The sequence below is a fragment of the Catenibacterium sp. CAG:290 genome, assembly GCF_000437715.1.
Lineage (GTDB): Bacteria > Bacillota_I > Bacilli_A > Erysipelotrichales > Coprobacillaceae > Catenibacterium > Catenibacterium mitsuoka_A.
In genome coordinates this window covers 1,414-3,641 of sequence record NZ_FR898869.1, presented here as the reverse complement: position 1 = coordinate 3,641, position 2,228 = coordinate 1,414, and the positions used below count along the sequence as shown (strand labels likewise).

Here is a 2,228-nt window from a genome sequence, read left to right as displayed (position 1 = left end):
CTATCCAGCTGAGCTACGTAGACATTTGTTTTTCGACTGCTTGTATATAATAGCATATAGATCATTTTAATGCAATATGAAAATGAAAAAAATGATTAAATACCTATCTTAATGTTTTCTCACACTTTAAATAATAAACAAGCTGTGTATATATTATAATATTCATGTAACATTTTGAATGTTTTTAAATTGTATTATAATATATTGAAATCATAAATTGATAGCGCTATCATATATACATATGGGAGGAATCAGAATGAATAAGAAACAGAAAATCGTTTCTACTACATTATCTACAGTAACAGCATTATCATCTGTAGGTGCTATCTCTAGTTTGCCCAATACCGTTTTTAAAAATGTTCAGGCATTAGATGAAAATACAGTAGAAACAACTCAACAGGTACAACCAACAGTTAGAACAGATTTAGAAAAGGAAGTAGAAGATAAGAACTCTACTGTTATTTCTACTGGAGCTGCATTACAAGGAGCAGAGTATCAGAAGAACAGTTCAGAGGAAGCATTAAACAATGCGAAAAACAATAAGAAAGAAAATGATGAAAAGCTTACTACTTCACAAAATCAGGTTGATCAGACTCTTGCGAAAGAAGTAAAAGATAGAGCTCAGGTCGTTTTACAGCTACAGGAAACTTTATCATCACAGAAACAGCAAAAAGAAGCTTTAGATAAAGCTGTAGAAGAAAAGCAGAATCAATTAAAGGATGCGTAGGACAAATACAACAAAACGCAAGCTAATTATAATGATTTAGCTGATAAGAATAAGGATGCTTTAGATAAGTTGAATCAAGCTGAGAAGAATAAGGCTCGATATGAAAAAGACCTTACCAGCTTAAATGATCAGTTGACTACTTTAAATAAAGATATTGAAACAGTTACTACAAAACTCAATGAAGAAAAGAAGGCATTAGAAGACAACAAGACTACTCTTAGTCAGTTAACTACAGAAAAACAAAAACTAGAATCACAGTTAAAAACTTCTAATGATAAGCTTAATTCTTTAAAAGACGCACTTAATAAACAGCCAACAACTGAAGAAGTAACTCAGTTACAGAAAGACATTGATACTCTTGAAAAGGATATCTATCCTAAGACAACTCAATTATCTACTTTAGACCAAGAAATTAATAGCTTAACTACTTCAATTGAAGCACAGACTACAACTGTTAATGAGACAACAAAGAAAAAGGATGATCTAACTAAACAGTATGATGCTTTAACTACACAGTTTAATGAAGCAAAAACAAATCTAGATACTGCAAAGACTGAATATGATGCAGCTAAAAAAGCAGTGGATGATCTTAAAAACAATGTTGATACACCAGAACTAGCAAATTTAAAGTTTGAACTCAATCACTTACAAAGTGAACAGACTGCCTTACAAGCACAAGTGGATGCGACTACAAGTCAATTAAAAGCAGCTGAAACTGAATTAGCCAATGCTTATACAAAATATGATAACAACGTTGTCAACTTCTATAAAGAAATCTACAACAATACTGGTAATTTAGATGCTTATTATGCTTATACAGAATTAGAAAAGTATGATGGTATAAAAGTAGGATCAGCGACTATTTATGATAGCAAGAATTACGATAAGACAATGGCTTCATTATCTGATTTAAAGGAAGCACTTAATTATATTAAGATGTGTAACCAGATTAGAGCATATGAAGGTGTAGCACCACTTAAAGTCTCTTATTACCTTCTGGCTGTATCCGCAATCCAGAACGAATTTACATCTGTAAAATGGGGACATTCAGAAATATATCCATTCGCTGAAAATATATATGGAAGTTCAAGAGATTACAACTCTACAGACTTCTTAGATCAAAACGGCAATTTGGATGTAGCCTATTTAGATAAACTTGGAAGAGATCAAAACCTAGATGTATTCAATACACAAAGACAAAATCCATTTTATGGATGGTGGATTAAAGAAAAAGTAAAATACGAACAGACTAAAAATAAAGATGATGCTGGACATTATTTCAACATTATAGATAGAAATTATACTCTGACTGGATTTAGCCATAATAATCAACTACATAATAGTGGTTATTACACTTGGGGACAAGTATTTTCAGGAAGCCTCGTTGCAGATAAATTGGATGGTAGTGGTCAAGTAAGAATCACAGGTCAAAGTGTAGATGACTTTGAAAAGACACTAAATGCCTGGATCTTAAAGAAAGCCAATGGTGTTCAAATTGAAC

Annotated in this window: 2 protein-coding genes; both read left to right on the top strand. The window is 31.8% G+C overall.

What is annotated here, in order from left to right; genetic code table 11:
- Positions 1 to 256: 256 nt before the first annotated feature.
- Positions 257 to 727, top strand: coding sequence for a hypothetical protein (locus tag QVO42_RS09715; protein WP_022425913.1), 471 nt, complete (start codon positions 257 to 259; stop codon positions 725 to 727).
- Positions 728 to 796: 69 nt separating this feature from the next.
- Positions 797 to 2,228 (top strand): CAP domain-containing protein (locus QVO42_RS09710; protein ID WP_288164348.1); only part of this gene is annotated, 1,432 nt, incomplete at its 3' end.